Origin of the sequence: Treponema denticola, from assembly GCF_024181645.1 — a bacterium.
GTDB lineage: Bacteria > Spirochaetota > Spirochaetia > Treponematales > Treponemataceae > Treponema_B > Treponema_B denticola_A.
On the sequence record NZ_CP058624.1, the window covers coordinates 2,602,496 to 2,617,353 of the forward strand.

General features: G+C 38.6%; 12 protein-coding genes. 8 read left to right on the forward strand and 4 right to left on the reverse strand.

The window, feature by feature from the left end; all coding sequences use genetic code 11:
- Positions 1 to 5: 5 nt before the first annotated feature.
- The gene (locus HO345_RS12245) at positions 6 to 1,340 is read right to left on the reverse strand and encodes an ATP-binding protein (RefSeq protein ID WP_253683143.1); all 1,335 of its coding nucleotides are present in this window, start codon (positions 1,338 to 1,340) and stop codon (positions 6 to 8) included.
- A 314-nt stretch (positions 1,341 to 1,654) separates the two neighbouring features.
- Here HO345_RS12245 and ftcD point away from each other — a divergent pair, with 314 nt between their 5' ends.
- From ftcD to HO345_RS12280, 7 genes are all read left to right on the forward strand, one after another.
- A complete protein-coding gene (gene ftcD, locus HO345_RS12250; protein WP_010694153.1) occupies positions 1,655 to 2,554 on the forward strand; it encodes a glutamate formimidoyltransferase in 900 nt (299 codons plus the stop codon).
- Between the two features lie 185 nt (positions 2,555 to 2,739).
- On the forward strand, positions 2,740 to 5,187 hold the full coding sequence (gene gyrA, locus HO345_RS12255; protein WP_253683144.1) for a DNA topoisomerase (ATP-hydrolyzing) subunit A: 2,448 nt from the start codon (positions 2,740 to 2,742) through the stop codon (positions 5,185 to 5,187).
- 9 nt (positions 5,188 to 5,196) lie between these two features.
- Positions 5,197 to 5,934 carry a potassium channel family protein gene (locus HO345_RS12260; RefSeq protein ID WP_253683145.1) on the forward strand — a complete coding sequence of 246 codons (738 nt, stop codon included), beginning with the start codon at positions 5,197 to 5,199 and terminating at the stop codon, positions 5,932 to 5,934.
- A gap of 51 nt (positions 5,935 to 5,985) precedes the next feature.
- Complete coding sequence (locus tag HO345_RS12265; protein WP_253683146.1) at positions 5,986 to 7,389, forward strand: MATE family efflux transporter; 1,404 nt, start codon at positions 5,986 to 5,988, stop codon at positions 7,387 to 7,389.
- Between the two features lie 3 nt (positions 7,390 to 7,392).
- On the forward strand, positions 7,393 to 8,232 hold the full coding sequence (gene rlmJ / locus HO345_RS12270) for a 23S rRNA (adenine(2030)-N(6))-methyltransferase RlmJ (protein WP_253683147.1): 840 nt from the start codon (positions 7,393 to 7,395) through the stop codon (positions 8,230 to 8,232).
- A 243-nt stretch (positions 8,233 to 8,475) separates the two neighbouring features.
- Entirely contained in the window at positions 8,476 to 9,051 is a 576-nt protein-coding gene (locus HO345_RS12275) for an SAP domain-containing protein (protein WP_010698428.1), read from the forward strand.
- A 26-nt stretch (positions 9,052 to 9,077) separates the two neighbouring features.
- Entirely contained in the window at positions 9,078 to 9,998 is a 921-nt protein-coding gene (locus HO345_RS12280; protein WP_253683148.1) for a DUF4299 domain-containing protein, read from the forward strand.
- A gap of 275 nt (positions 9,999 to 10,273) precedes the next feature.
- Here HO345_RS12280 and fusA read toward each other — a convergent pair whose 3' ends face one another.
- The 3 genes from fusA to HO345_RS12295 all read right to left on the reverse strand — a co-directional run bounded on the left by fusA (position 10,274) and on the right by HO345_RS12295 (position 13,711).
- Positions 10,274 to 12,325 carry an elongation factor G gene (fusA, locus tag HO345_RS12285; RefSeq protein ID WP_253683149.1) on the reverse strand — a complete coding sequence of 684 codons (2,052 nt, stop codon included), beginning with the start codon at positions 12,323 to 12,325 and terminating at the stop codon, positions 10,274 to 10,276.
- Between the two features lie 204 nt (positions 12,326 to 12,529).
- Complete coding sequence (locus tag HO345_RS12290; protein WP_253683150.1) at positions 12,530 to 12,994, reverse strand: heavy metal-binding domain-containing protein; 465 nt, start codon at positions 12,992 to 12,994, stop codon at positions 12,530 to 12,532.
- A gap of 48 nt (positions 12,995 to 13,042) precedes the next feature.
- Positions 13,043 to 13,711 carry a DUF2715 domain-containing protein gene (locus HO345_RS12295; RefSeq protein ID WP_253683151.1) on the reverse strand — a complete coding sequence of 223 codons (669 nt, stop codon included), beginning with the start codon at positions 13,709 to 13,711 and terminating at the stop codon, positions 13,043 to 13,045.
- Positions 13,712 to 13,960: 249 nt separating this feature from the next.
- On the opposite strand from HO345_RS12295, the gene HO345_RS12300 reads away from it, so the two are divergent.
- Positions 13,961 to 14,848 (forward strand): fructose bisphosphate aldolase, encoded by an 888-nt coding sequence (locus HO345_RS12300; protein ID WP_253683152.1) that lies wholly within the window; start codon positions 13,961 to 13,963, stop codon positions 14,846 to 14,848.
- Positions 14,849 to 14,858: the final 10 nt, after the last annotated feature.

The window sequence follows — 14,858 nt, forward strand, 5'->3', positions numbered from 1 at the left end:
TCAATCTACCTAACCGCAAAATCCAGCATGTACACCGGCAAAAAGTCTATGCCGTCTTCTGTTTTTCTATCTTTAGAGGAAACTAAGATTGAGGAGGTTAGGACCTTGGAATATTTTTTACGGAATATCTTTAAAGATTCATGTCTGCCCATACCCGAAGATTTTACTTCTATTGCCTTTACTTTTGCACCTTGAGAAATTAAAAAATCAATTTCATAATAGTGGGTGCTTTTTTCTTTATCCCAAGTGTGATAATAAAGCTCATGATCTGCGGCGGCTATCATTTGGGCTGCTGCATTTTCATATAGATAGCCAAGATTAGCCGGTAGTTTATCGGATAATAATTTTGTGTAAATGTCATTAACAGCCTCCGGCCTATCCATAAACATAAGACTTATAAAAAGCCCCGTATCTGCCAAGTAAAGTTTATAGCTTTCAGGCGATTTGGTCAAAGAAAGACTGATTCTTGGGTCTGTAGTATTATAAGAAATAAGGACGGTTTTTGAATCAATCAAATCATAGAGTATTTCTTCATCTTTTACGCTTTTTCGTTTGCCGGTAGCTTGTGATTGGATATATCTTTTTCCGTTTTTTGAAAGTTGGGCAGGTACGGAATGATATAGGGCTGAAACCCTGCCTGAAGGATCTATCTTTTTAAAGTCGTCTTCATAAAGATTTATAATACCTCTTTTTATTTTATCGATTTCGGTAAAATTTTTTCCCTCCAAATATGCTTCAACTGCCTGCGGCATTCCTCCTACGGCCATATACAATCTAAAATCTCTCATCCATTTTCGGTGTATTTGTCCGCCGACACTCTTCCCGCTTTTATATACTTCTTTGCTTAACTGATAGGTATTCCCTTGAATTGCCGATTGGAATTCTTCAAAATCCATAGGGTGAACAGCAATTTTCATTTCTTCTGACGGAATCAAAATATCCTTTACATTTTTTTTAATTGAAATCAAGGATCCTGTTTCAATGTAGTGGTATCGGCCGTCTTTGACCAAGTATTTTATTGCCTGCCGTACCTTTGGGAAAAGTTGAATTTCATCAAAGATAATTACGCTGTCATTTTCTATCAAGTTTTTTCCTGTCGCTGCCTGTAATCTCAAAAAGAACATATCAAGGTTATGAATATCATCAAAGCAGGATTTTACGGCATTGGATATATTTGCAAAATCAATCAAAATATGGGAAGCATACTCATTTTTAGCAAATTCTTCCGCTATGGTTGATTTTCCAACTCGCCTTGCTCCCTCCAAAAGAACACTGTAGGATTTTGAATTTTCATTTTTCCATCTTAATAATTTATCATAAACTTTTCTTCTAAAAACCATAGTATGCCTCACTTTCTTCAAAATTATTTTAGTATAAAAACGTTGTTTCTTCAAGATTTTAAAAGCCAAATAATGCGGTTTCTTCAATATTATTTTAGTATAAAAACGTTGTTTCTTCAAGATTTTAAAAGCTAAATAATGCGGTTTCTTCAATATTATTATATTGAAAATATGTCATTTCTTCAAAATTTTATGGAATTTTGCTGATTTTTATATAAATTACAATATTTATTATAAACCGGTATTATTATCTTGTCTAAGACCTTTTTTTGTGTTACACTTACCAAAGACGTTGAAGGTCTTAGGAGTTTTTTATGATGAATAAAATAATTGAATGTGTTCCCAACTTTAGTAATGGCCGCGATCCTGAAGTTTTGGAAAAGATTATAGCCCCCTTCCGCGGAAAAGAAAATGTAAAACTGCTTGATTATGAATCCGACAAAGATCATAACCGCTCTGTTGTAACCGTAATCGGTGAGCCTGAAGAGCTTAAAAAAACCGTAGTAGAAGCTATCGGAATAGCAGCCAGCCTCATCGACTTGCGCAAGCATGAGGGAGCCCACCCCAGAATGGGAGCTACCGATGTTGTGCCCTTTATCCCGATTAAAAATTCTACAATGGAAGAATGTATCGAATTATCCAAAGAGGTTGGAAAACTCATCTGGGAGCAGCACAAGATACCCGTATTTTTATACGAAAAATCGGCATCTGCCCCTGCACGTGAAAACCTTTCCAATATCCGAAAGGGACAGTTTGAAGGAATGGCTGAAAAGGTAAAGCAGCCCGAATGGAAGCCCGATTTCGGCGGAACGGAAATTCATCCTTCTGCAGGAGTTACAGCAGTCGGCTGCCGAATGCCCCTCGTTGCCTTTAACGTAAACTTGGCAACAAACGATCTTTCAATCGCAGATAAGATTGCAAAAAAGGTACGCTTTTTAGGAGGCGGTTTACGCTTTGTTAAAGCAATGGGTGTAGACCTTACGGAGCGCGGCATTGTTCAAGTTTCAATGAACATGACGGACTATACAAAGACTTCTCTCTATCAGTCCTACGAAATGGTAAAGATGGAAGCAAAACGCTATGGCGTAAATATCGTCGGTACCGAAATTGTCGGCCTCACCCCGATGGCAGCCTTAATGGACGTTGCTTCTTATTATCTCCAAATCGAAAACTTTGAATTCAGCCAGATAATCGAGGCAAGATTACTCGAATAGATTTGATATAAGAATTTTTAAAAAACAGATTATCGGGAATGCTCGGTAATCTGTTTTTTTATTTTATGCTGCTTTATTCTTGCGGCTAGTGGCGCTTTTCCGGTTTGCAGATATTTGAATTTTCTCCATTCCTTGACCAAGCCCCTTTTTTATGCTAAAATGCCTCGAATTTAGGAGTATAATGCGTGGAAGAGATAGAAACTAAGGAAGGCGGAGCCGTAATTCCGATTCCTATCGAAAATGAAGTAAAAAGAGCCTACATAGATTATTCAATGTCAGTTATCGTAAGCCGAGCCCTGCCCGATGTAAGGGACGGTCTAAAACCCGTTCACAGGCGAATCCTTTATTCAATGGAGGAAAAGGGCTTACGCAGTTCAGGCCCCACCCGAAAGTGTGCTAAGATTGTAGGTGATGTATTAGGAAGTTACCACCCTCACGGCGACGCTTCGGTCTATGATGCCCTCGTCCGCCTTGGACAGGACTTCTCTCTCCGCTATCCGGTTATTTATCCTCAAGGAAACTTCGGAACCATAGGAGGCGACCCGCCCGCAGCTTACCGATACACGGAAGCTAAGATGGCCAAAATAGCCGAAACCATGGTCGAGGACATAAAAAAAGAAACAGTCGATTTTATTCCGAACTTTGACGATTCTACAAAGGAGCCGACCGTTCTTCCGGCTAAATTCCCCTTCTTGCTTGCAAACGGTTCAAGCGGAATTGCCGTCGGTATGGCAACCAATATGCCGCCCCATAACTTACGCGAAATAGCCGATGCGGTTTCAGCCTACATAGACAATCCCGAAATCGAAATAGACGAGCTTTGTAAATATATGAAGGGCCCCGACTTCCCGACAGGCGGAGTTATCTACGGACGGAAGGGAATAAAACAAGCCTTTAAGACAGGCCGCGGAAAAATCTTGGTACGCGGTAAATTTACAATCGAGGTCGATAAAAAAGGAAAAGAAACTATAGTCTTTACCGAAGTACCCTATCAGGTAAATACGACCACCCTTGTATCCCGTATCGGAGAACTGGCCCGCGAAAAAATTATAGACGGAATCGCAAATGTAAACGATGAAACTTCGGATAGAACGGGATTGCGTATTGTTATAGAGCTAAAGAGGGGGGCTATTACAAAGGTTGTTTTAAACCAGCTCTTTGCAAAGACAGCTCTGCAATCTTCTTTCGGAGTTATAAACCTTGCTCTTGTAAACGGAAGACCTGAAACTCTCAACTTAAAACTTCTTGTAAAATACTTTGTTGAGCACAGAGTCGATGTAGTTACCCGCAGAACAAAATTCGATTTGCGTAAGGCGGAAGAAAGGGCTCATATCTTGGAAGCCCTCATCGTCGCCATCGACAACATAGATGAAGTTATCAAAATAATAAGGTCATCCCGAGATCCGCAAACGGCAAAAAACAACTTGATGGAAAGGTTCGGCTTTGATGATGTTCAAGCTCAGGCCATAGTCGATATGCAGCTAAAGCGTTTGACCAGCTTGGAAATTGAAGACCTCCGAAAAGAGTTACAGGAATTGCAGGTTCTAATCGCTCACTTAAAAGACCTCCTTGCCCATCCCGAAAAGATTTTAGCTCTAATAAAGGAAGAAACTAACGAGATAGCTGAAAAGTTCGGAGATGAACGCAAGACCGATATAGTAGCCGATGAGGTTGAAGAGCTCAATATCGAAGACCTTATCAAAAAAGAAGAGATGGTTATTTTAATTTCTCACCTCGGATATATTAAGCGTATTCCTGCCACAGCCTATAAGAGCCAAAACAGGGGAGGCAAAGGTTCCAATTCCGCAAACCTTGCCGAAGATGACTTTTTGGATCAGATTTTTACTGCCTCAACCCATGATTACATTATGTTTATCACAAATGCGGGAAAGGCCTACTGGTTAAAGGTGCATGAAATACAGGAAGCAAGCAGAACAAGCCGCGGCTCTCACATAAAATCCCTTCTTTCCGTTTCTTCTGATGAAGAAATTACGGCTGTTGTTTCCTTAAAAGAATTCGACGATAAGACCTATCTTTTGATGGCAACAGCAGGCGGTGTTGTAAAAAAAGTAACAACCGATAATTTTGCAAATGCAAAAACCCGCGGAATCATAGCGATAAAACTCGATGAGGGCGATAAACTGGTAAGTGCAATTCTTACAGGCGGCAAAGACGAAATTATGCTGATTACCCGCCGAGGTCAAGCCCTCCGCACAAGCGAAGAGGACATCCGCTCTCAAGGGCGTTCGTCGCGAGGTGTTACCGGAATAAAGCTTTCTTCCGAGGATGAGCTTACAGGAGCGCTTCGAGTAACGGAAAATCAAAAAATGCTTGTTATGACCGAAAACGGTTACGGCAAGCGCGTGGACTTTTCCGAATTTTCAGCTCACGGAAGAGGAACCGGCGGACAGCGCATCTATACCCTTTCGGAAAAAACGGGAGAAGTTGTAGGGCTTCTTACGGTTTTTGATGACGATGAGGTTGTCTGCATAACGGGTCAGGGAAAAACTATCCGCATCAATGTAGACTCTGTCGGCACTATGGGAAGGTCTGCACAGGGTGTAAGAATATTGGATATTGAAAGTCCCGATATGCTTATCGGGCTTGATGTTGTTGCCCGCGATGAAGAATAGGTAAAGTTTATGAAAAAATTTGCGATTATGGGCTTGGGTACCTTCGGAGTAAGGATGCTGGATGAGCTTATAAAAATCGGAGCTGAGGTTATAATCATCGAGCAAAATAAAGATCTTATCGAAATGTATAAACCAAAGGCTTCTTCTGCAATTGTCCTTGAAGAAATAAGCGAGCTTTCGGTACGCAAAATTCTTCCCTCCAAGGTGGATACGGTAATCGTAGACTTCGGCCGCAAGGTGGAGCTTTCAGTAATTAGTACGACAATCTTAAAAAATTTAGGCATTGCAAATATTGTTGTGCGTGCCCAATCCGACGAACACGGAAGACTTTTAAAAACTGTCGGAGCCACCAGTGTAATTTATCCTGACAGTGAAGCAGCTAAAAGAACAACCCCTATTTTAGCCGCCGACCTCCTTCTTAAATTTATGCCTATTTCAAAAAATCTTGCCCTTGCCGAAGTAGGAGTGGAAGCAAGATATGTCGGTAAAAGCCTTGCCGAATCCAATATCCGAAAAGATATGAGCGTAAACATCATAGCCCGCCGAAAAAAAGAAAGCGAAGACTTTATTTTTATGGATGACCCTGAGTATAAATTCGAAGATGATGATGTTCTTTTAGTTGTTGCCTCTGAAGAACACATCTATAACTTTTCCGGCGGAAAGATAAGCCTAAAAAATAATTTAAAAAAAGATGGAGAGATAAAACCGTCAATCTTTAAAAATCTTTTTTCTTCAAAAAAAGTATAATTGATAATTGGGAGATTGCCGATTTAAAAGCCTAAAGGAGAGTATGCTATTATGGAGAATCTATCTTGCTCAAAGTGTGTTTGTGATGAAACCGATCTTCAATTAAAACTTAAAAAAATATCAAAAAATTTATGGAAGCTGGCTTATCCTACGATGATTTCAGCAGGCTTGCAAAACTTTTATGATATTGTCGATATGGTTTGGGTAGGACAGATATCTAAGACGGCTCTTTCAGGTGTTACCCTCTTTTCTTCCATATATATGCTTTTTACTATTTTAAATGAAGTCGCAGGGGCCAGTTCCGTGTCGATGATTTCTCAAAACTACGGCCGAGGCGATATGGAAAAGACTCAGCGTATTGCCGAACAGACTATCAGCTTTAAGGTTGTCCTTGCAGTAATATCTGGCTCCCTTTTGGCTCTTTTTTTAAAACCGATTTTATGGTTTTTTCTTCCGGATCAAGAAGTTTTAAATTCCGCTTTAGAATACGGATGGCTTAGAATCTTTTTTATTCCTGTAATGTTTTCTTCGTATTCGGTAAATACGATTTTTAGATGTACCGGAGATGCAAAAACACCCTTGCACATTATGATAATATCCACCATCATAAACTTGGTTTTAGATCCTGTTTTTATGTTCGATATAATTCCCGGAACAAGCATCCCGGGCTTAGGTATGGGTGTTTTTGGTGCAGCCCTTGCAACGGTAACAGCCCGAACTATAAGTTTCTTATACGGATTTTTGATTCTCTTAAGCGGAAGGCGCAAGGTAAAAATAAGCTTTAAAGGTCTTTTTAGACTTGACAAAAAAATAGATACCGACCTTTTACTTATAGGACTTCCTTCAGGTATTAATTCCCTCGTCCGCAGTTTTGCTCAGGTAACGATTATGAAATTCGTAACAGTTTACGGTGCCGATGCAGTTGCTCTTGCAGGTGTCGGAGGTAAGCTTTCACAGTTTGCTTTTATGCCTATTTTTGGATTTAATATGGGAGGCGCAACTCTGGTAGGTCAAAGCCTCGGCCGAGATAATGTTAAGGAAGCAAGACTTACTTCTAAGATAAACGCTTTTATGTCAGCCTCTGTAGTAGGACTTTTTGCAGTTATAATTATGGGAACGCCTCAAACTTTTTTGCGGTTTTTCTTCCCAAATGATCCGTCGATGCTTTTGCAGGGAAGTTTAATGCTGCGTATATTTTATCCGTCCTTTATAATTTTATCTATGGGATTGGGGCTCGCTGTGGTCTTTTCGGGTTCGGGTCATACAAGGCCCATACTTTACTCTACCTTGGGCTCTCGATGGTTTGTACAAATCCCGTTTTTATTTTTGGTTGTAAATATTTTACACCTTCCCTTATTTGCCGTTTGGACTTCATATATTTTTTCGGAGGCAGCCGAATTTATGGTTATTCTATATCACTACCGCAAAGGGGTTTGGTGTAATAAGAGGGTTTAAAATTTGCTGAGTTATCGACACGGTTTTCATGCAGGAAATCAGGCCGATGTTTTTAAGCACTCGGCTCTCTTTTCTTTTTTAAAACTCTACACCCAAAAGCAAAAGCCGTTTACGGCCTTCGATTTAAATGCAGGAAGCGCTTCCTATAATCTTTTAAGCGAGTGGAGTTTAAAAACCGGCGAAGCGGAAGAGGGGATAATCCGTTTTTTAGATTTATATAAAAAAGAAAAACTGCCTCTTCCGATACCTGAAGACCTTAAGGCCTATCTGGATTTTTGCCTAAAAAATTATGATAAAGATTCCTCTTATGCCGGTTCTCCCGAAATTATCCGTTCATTTTTACAAAAAGAATCCGATTTGATTTTATGCGATTTACATTCTGCCGAAGCTGAAAAATTAAAAGAAATTTATAAGCGTGTAGAAAATGTTCATGTACATAAAAGGGATTGCTATGAGGCTGTCAGGGCTCTTACGCCGCCTCTCCCTATCCGGGGCTTTGCCTTATTTGATCCCAGCTACGAAGTCGACTCGGACTATACAGCGATTGCAGAAGCTGTCGAAAAGGTCTCTAAAAAATGGCCTATAGGCATCTTTATAATTTGGTATCCCATATTGAATCATAAAATTGAAGAGTGCCGAAATTTAAAAAGCCGAATCAGTAAGGCCATGAACAATAAAATATTAAACATTGAGGTTAAACATTTTTCAAACAAGATAGATTCTGAAAATGAATACGGCTTACAAGGCTCAGGCCTTTTAATCACAAATCCGCCATGGGGCTTGGAAGAAAAACTGAAAGGAATTTGTGAGTATGTTGAGAAAGTAAGTGTCAGGTTAGATTGAAGAACTATAAGTTTTAATTTTTCTCCCTATGATTATGTGAAAATTCATAGTGAAATAAAAAAGTATTTACTATAGGCATAAAGGTATTATTATGGTATAATAAAACCATATATTTAATTGATGATAATAAAAAAATAGTTACTATAATGCATATATTTTATGCAAAACGTGATTATGGAAAATTATTATAACCGTTAATGCATACAGTTACACAATAATTACTGCACATAAGCAAAAGATTCTATGACAATAAAAGAACTTGAGAATAAATATTGGTATATGAGTGAACTCAAAGCACTAGCAAAGTCGCTTGAAATTCCTTTTGATTCAAGAACACGAAAGGATCAGCTTGAAGACATGATTATTCAATTTTTGGAAATCGGAACGGTAAATAAAAAGAATAGTTTTCGGATTAAAAACCGGAATATAGACATATTGAATAATCATAGTTATGTTAAAAATTTTAGAAACAAAAAAGAAACATGGGAATTCATCAATAGTGAAATGGATAAACGAGTTCCGGGATTAAAACCGAAATCAGGCGCAAAATATTGGCTTAATCGTTGGATTGAAAATAAGCTTTCTAATGGCGAAAAAATAACTTATAATGATGTCGTTTGCGAATATATTCGATTAAATAAAACTGAAGAAAAGCTTCCGCAAATTCCATCCTGTAAATTTAATAACTTTATAAGCGATTATCTGGCAAATGAAAAAAATGCAACAAGAAAAGACGCTTTAGAGGCATGGACTATGCTAAAAGATATGAAGGTAAAAAAAGATTATATAACATGGAAAAAAATAAACATCCATAAATAAATTTGTCAGATACAATGGAGGACATTATGAGCGTATCATTTTATATTAACAACAAAAAGATTTTTTTAAAAAGTAAAACACCCATGACCGTAAAAGAATGTTTAGGGTTTTCTTCACAAAAGATAGAGCAATTTGCTTTTGATGAAACACAAAATAATTTCGATTTAGAAAAATTCTATAACTCGTCTGTTGCCGATTATGAATGTTTGCTATGCGGAGTATATGGGGAAAGCTCTCGCGGGTTTGAGCTCTCTTTTGCAAAGGAGTTTAATCAGTATGTTGTGAGAGTTTTCACGCCAAGCACAAATGAAGATTGGCAAATTGCTCTCACCTATATTAAAGATTTAGCCCGGAAGTTAGGGAGTGATATTGTCAGTGAAAGAGGGGAACATTTTACAGTCGAGGATATTGATCAATTTAATTATACCGAGGATATCTTATTCGGAATAAAATCTTATTTTGAAAATAAAGATACGGATGAGTACATCAGTTTTGGAATTTTCCGCGAAGTAGCTATTAACCATACGATTGTCGAAGGATTTTTAAATTCTGAAAATCCAATAGAAGCATTTAGTAAATTCTTTAAAGATATTCAGTATTTAGATGCTTTTTCAGCAAATCAGATGTTTTTTGAGGATAATGCTACAAAAAAAATTATTGGGCTTTATACTTTAACCCAAGAAGTAGAAACCATTTTGCCCTATAAGCCGAGTGTAGAATACAGGAATATAAACATAGTAAAAGATGAAGATATAAGTTCTTGGAAATTATCCCTAGTTATTATTAACGGCGATCCGGATGATGAAGAATCTTATCAAGGCGCAGGAGATATTGAATATCAGGATTTTATAGCACGCCTGTCAAAAGACAAATATCGATTCATAGATGCTAAGTATATTTTAGTTGATGCTTTAACACAAGAAGAAATTTTGAGTATACTAAAATAAATATAACTTGACAATATATATATATATATAATAGAATAATAAGTGTAGTAATTATATAAAGATGTTTTAATGTCAAATAAACCAAAGTTAAAAATCTTCTCTTTTTATATATTTTTATTTTTCTTGTTTTACTCGGGGCTCAATATATTCTTTTAGATTTATATTCCTCTCAATATACTTGCGCGTTTTGCAATTATCCGTTTTGGGCGTAGAAAATTGCAGATAAAAAAAGATATGGTAGAAAAATATTTAAACCCGAAGATGTTTTTTAATTTCTACCGCTTAATCTCAAAATGACTGAAGCTCATCGTAAAGGAAGCTCTTCCCTGTGTGGCTGAACGGAGGTCTGTGGAAAAACCGAACATCTTTGCCATTGGAGCTTGAGCGTGTACAATATCGGTACTTGCCTTTGAATCCATGCTTGAGATTAAGCCACCCCTCTGAGTGATTTGGCTCATGGCATCTCCGACGAATTCTTTGGGACTCATAATGTCCACAGCCATTACCGGTTCCAATAGCACGGGGTCGGCTGCACTGCAAGCATCATCAAAGCATTTTGCGGCGGCGGCTTCGTAGGCGAAGGGTGTTGCCGTAAGTTCATTGTATTTTACCGAAACAAGTTCTACCTCGATGTCGGTACAAGGATAACCGACCTTGATACCCGAGCTAAAGCAGCCTTCAATAGAACGCTTAACGGCTTCTAAAAGCTCTTCGGGGAGAGCATTGGTGCCGCCCGAACCGGACTTCTGGAAGGTTTTAACTTTTGAAATAAAGCGGTTTCCGCTTCCTCTTTCAAGGGGACGGACAGTAAGGGTAAGTTCAGCTTCATTGTCTTTTCCGCCCAGCTGTTTGCTGTATTTTTCGGTTTGAGTTTTTTCGGTAGTGATAGATTCCCTGTAGGTAACCTGCGGATTTCCGACTCTGGCTTCTACCTTAAAGTCATCCAACATTCGGCGGGTTAGAACATCTATATGAAGTTCTCCCATGCCGGAAATTATAAGCTGCCCCGTTTCGCTGTCTTCTCGGCTTGTAAATGTGGGATCCTCCTTTGAAAGAATTTCCAAGACCTCTTTTAAGCGGTCGCTTTCCGATAAGCTTTTAGGTTCTACCGAAACGGAAATAACAGGTTCGGGGAATTGCATGGATTCAAGCAAGAGAGGCTGTCCCTCGGAGCCAAGGGTATCTCCTGTCTGAGAGATTTTTAAACCGATAAAAACGGCAATATCTCCGGCTTGAACGGAATCCATTTGTTCCGACTTATTTGAATGCATACGCAGGATTCTGTTTACGCGTTCTCTTTTCTTTTTTCCCGTATTAAAAACTTGATCGCCCGATTTGATCTTACCCGAGTACATTCGGACATAGCAAAGGCTTCCTGCATCCTTATCATATTGAATTTTAAATACAAGGCCTAAGGGAGCCCCTTCTACCTTGCACGGAACCGAGAGCTTTTCTTCCTTTTTGGGATTAAAGGCCTCTGCCGGAAGAACCTCATCGGGGGCGGGCAAAAAGTCGACGACTGCATTGATTAAGGGTTGAACTCCGATATTCTTTCGTGCAGACCCGCACAAAAACGGAATATAGCTTTGATTTAAAACCGCCTTTCTTATTTCTTTTTTGATAAGCTCTTCGGGGACATCTTTTCCTTCGAGGATGAGCTCGGTGATTTCGTCCGAGGCAGAAGAAATAGTGTCGAGCATTTTTTCGCGCCATTCTTCCGCCAAGGCAAGACGGTCTGGAGCTATTGCGGTATACTCGTATTTTTCGCCCTCGGTTGCGGCATCCCAGTGAATTTCTTTCATTGCAATAAGATCGATGACGCCTTCAAAGCTCTCGCTTGCTCCGATAGGAATTTGAACAGGCATGACTTCAACGCCGAATTTTTCGTGCACATCTTTTAAAACTGCAAAAAAGTCGGCCCCGATTCTGTCCATCTTGTTCACAAAGCAAATGCGGGGTACCTTGTACCGGTCTGCCTGATGCCAAACGGTTTCGGTCTGGGGCTGAACTCCTCCGACTGCACAGAGGACTGCAACGGCTCCATCCAAGACACGCAAGGAGCGTTCTACCTCGGCCGTAAAGTCCACATGCCCGGGAGTGTCGATTATATTTATCTGAAAGTTTTTCCAATAAGTAGTGGTGGCGGCACTTTGGATAGTGATTCCCCTGTCCTGTTCTTGTGCCATCCAGTCCATGGTTGCTTGACCGTCATCTATTTCGCCTATCTTATGAATTTTTCCCGTATAAAACAAAATACGCTCAGTCGTGGTGGTTTTTCCCGCGTCTATATGAGCCATTATTCCTATGTTACGCATCTTATCAAGCATTTTCACATTCTCCAAAATCTTATTTAAGCGAAAATAATAGCAAAAAAATCAAAAAAAAACAATCGGGGAACTGTTGGAAATTCAGCGGTTATAAATTGGTAATCGTTTTAGAAAATTAATATATTCATTGGTCAAAAGAAAAGCTGCTCAAAATACCGATTAGCTAAAGTTTGAGCAGCTTTTGTGATTTAGTAAAATAAATTACTATTTTAATTTAACTGCTGCTCCGTTTATCTTAACAGACACAGTGGCTTTTCCATTTTCATTAACAATTTTTGTTTTGGTGCGTACAAAAATAACAGCATCTGCTTTTAAGGCATCTGCTTTTTCAACCATCTGGTATATAGCATTTGCCAAAGCGGCTTCATATGGCGTTTTGGGCCTTATTACTGTCGCTTGATCCATATTGAGGTAAATTGCATCAAATGCATCTAAACTACCATAAAGTCCTGTATCTCCTTCAAATAAGCCTACAGAATTTACTACATTTGAAACCTTACCCTCGCCGCTGACTCGCTCAAGTACAGTATAGGAATCAAATGGAATTTCAGAGAAGGCAGGCTCACTGTGTCGCATTCTGCTTATTGACATTTGTTGACTACTTGTACAAGATGTTAAAATTAATCCTACAGCCGCAACTAAAAAACAAAAACTAAAAAATCTTTTCATTATATATCTCCTAAAAAATAGATTTTATATAAACTAATTAATATAGCATTATATCTTAAAAACAGGTCCAAATTTAAGACTAAAAGAGTTCATAAATTCGAGAGGATTACGACCGGAAACTCCTGCACCTAAACCATCTGTAATAGAAACAGTAATTCCAATCTTATCATTAAAAAAATATGAATAGTCAACACGAATAGCGAAAGCGCCCGGCTCTAATATAAATTCAAAGCCGTCTCCTACTGCCGCTTGAAAACCGGCTCCCACGCTTATGTTGTGCTTTTCTATTTTTTTTGAATACCCCAACAACAGCTCTCCGCTCCAGCCGCCTAATAGCCCTGAATCATATTGATCATATAAGCTTGAACTTCCATAGTGATGACCCCATCCTTCACTCTCTCGGGAAAAAGATCCTTTCCCAAGAAAAAATGTATTATTAACCCAAATCGCAAATCCCGATTTTTTTGCATACATAAAGTCTAAACCGAATAGGCTTAAATTTGCATTCCCGACATCCATATTTGCATAATTTCCATAACCCACTGTGGGTAGGAGCAAATATTGACCGGTTTTTTTACCTATTTTGTTTGTACCGCTATTTCCCTTTACGCCTTTTTCAAAAGGAGAACGATAGGTACCTTTCGGTAAAAACGTTTGAGGAAAGCAAAGAGACAATGTAAGAAAAAAAATCGTTGCCGATATATATAGCTTTTTCATTGCAAAATTCCTTTATTTTTAAATCGATTAAACGCAGATTATACTAAATTAAAAAATAAAATTTGTCAAGGCTTGTTTAAATTTATGATATTTATTTCTTAAAAGATTAATGTTCTTCAAAAATTAAGAAAAATAGACACTTATGAATTTATCTTTCTAATCCAAGCCCTTGAGTGAAGTAAAGTTTATATGTTATAATAGAAAAGTACGCAGGGTAACTTGCGGTAAATATTTTTAGAGAGGTAAATTATGGATAAAGTAAAACTTGAAAGAATGAAAAACGATAAAGGTTTTATTGCGGCATTGGATCAGAGCGGAGGAAGTACTCCTAAAGCTTTGGCTGCTTACGGAGTTCCCGAAACGGCATATTCCAATGAAGATGAGATGTTTGATCTTGTTCATGCTATGCGTACAAGAATAATCACAGGAAAAGCCTTTAATTCCAATAATATTTTGGGTGCAATTTTATTTGAACAAACAATGGAGAGGGAAATTGAAGGAATGCCCACAGCCGACTTCTTATGGGAAAAAAAGAAGATTCTCCCATTTTTAAAGGTCGATAAGGGGCTTGCCGACTTAAAGGACGGCGTTCAGCTTATGAAACCGATACCCAATTTGGACGCTATATTAAAGCACGCCGTAGAAAAGCACATTTTCGGAACAAAGATGCGCTCCGTTATAAAAGAAGCAAATCCTCAAGGAATAAAGGCTGTTGTAGATCAGCAGTTTGAATTGGGTATTCAAATTGCAAAGGCCGGGCTTGTTCCTATTATTGAGCCTGAAGTAGATATTAAATCTCCCGACAAGGCCAAGTGTGAAGAAATTCTCAAAAAAGAATTGGAAGAACACCTTAAAACATTGCCGAAAGACTTGCTTGTAATGTTTAAACTCTCAATTCCGACAAAAGAAAATCTTTATGAGGAATTTACAAAGCATCCTCAGGTAGTCAGAATGGTAGCCCTATCAGGCGGTTATTCCAGAGATGATGCAAATAAGCTCTTGGCTAAAAACAGAGGTATGATTGCAAGTTTCTCCAGAGCTCTTGCCGAAGGCCTTTTTGCAAGTCAAAGCGATGCCGAGTTTAATGCAACCTTGGAAAAAACAATCAAGGGCGTTTACGAAGCTTCAATAACATAGTTCTTATCTT

What these genes read in the sequence shown, in the direction of transcription:
- fusA (WP_253683149.1), bottom strand. Translation starts at nt 12,325, where the DNA reads ATGCTTGATAAGATGCGTAACATAGGAATAATGGCTCATATAGACGCG.
- HO345_RS12275 (WP_010698428.1), top strand. Translation starts at nt 8,476, where the DNA reads ATGACAATAAAAGAACTTGAGAATAAATATTGGTATATGAGTGAACTC.
- HO345_RS12260 (WP_253683145.1), top strand. Translation starts at nt 5,197, where the DNA reads ATGAAAAAATTTGCGATTATGGGCTTGGGTACCTTCGGAGTAAGGATG.
- ftcD (WP_010694153.1), top strand. Translation starts at nt 1,655, where the DNA reads ATGATGAATAAAATAATTGAATGTGTTCCCAACTTTAGTAATGGCCGC.
- HO345_RS12290 (WP_253683150.1), bottom strand. Translation starts at nt 12,994, where the DNA reads ATGAAAAGATTTTTTAGTTTTTGTTTTTTAGTTGCGGCTGTAGGATTA.
- HO345_RS12265 (WP_253683146.1), top strand. Translation starts at nt 5,986, where the DNA reads ATGGAGAATCTATCTTGCTCAAAGTGTGTTTGTGATGAAACCGATCTT.
- HO345_RS12300 (WP_253683152.1), top strand. Translation starts at nt 13,961, where the DNA reads ATGGATAAAGTAAAACTTGAAAGAATGAAAAACGATAAAGGTTTTATT.
- HO345_RS12245 (WP_253683143.1), bottom strand. Translation starts at nt 1,340, where the DNA reads ATGGTTTTTAGAAGAAAAGTTTATGATAAATTATTAAGATGGAAAAAT.
- HO345_RS12280 (WP_253683148.1), top strand. Translation starts at nt 9,078, where the DNA reads ATGAGCGTATCATTTTATATTAACAACAAAAAGATTTTTTTAAAAAGT.
- HO345_RS12295 (WP_253683151.1), bottom strand. Translation starts at nt 13,711, where the DNA reads ATGAAAAAGCTATATATATCGGCAACGATTTTTTTTCTTACATTGTCT.